Origin of the sequence: Polaribacter sp. BAL334 (genome assembly GCF_015767435.1) — a bacterium.
In the GTDB taxonomy this organism is placed as follows: Bacteria; Bacteroidota; Bacteroidia; order Flavobacteriales; family Flavobacteriaceae; genus Polaribacter.
In genome coordinates, this window is the sequence record NZ_JADWOV010000080.1 from 1 (window position 1) to 331 (window position 331).

1 protein-coding gene is annotated in these 331 nt (G+C 25.4%); it reads left to right on the top strand.

The genetic code is table 11. The features are described 5' to 3' along the window. Positions 1-307: DUF805 domain-containing protein (locus IU405_RS00420; protein WP_197436688.1), on the top strand; the 307-nt coding region annotated here is incomplete at its 5' end. Positions 308-331 lie beyond the last annotated feature (24 nt).

Here is a 331-nt window from a genome sequence, read left to right on the forward strand (position 1 = left end):
GAAATACTTTATCGAAGCATTAAAAAAATGGAATGATTTTTCTGGAAAAACTGATTTAAAATCATTTTGGATGTTTTTTTTATTTTTTACACTACTAGCATTTCCAATCGGATTTATAAGATCACTAATAGGTTTTGAAAATCTTTTCAAAATTTATTCTACCATAATGTTGATACCTTTTGCAGCAGCTGGATTCAGAAGATTAAATGATGCAGGAATAAATAAGTTTTTATTTTTAATTCCTTTTGTTAATTTGATTTTAGCAACATTTCCAAGCAAAAACACTAACATACAGACAGACAATTAAATAAAAAAACGTTTTATATCCACA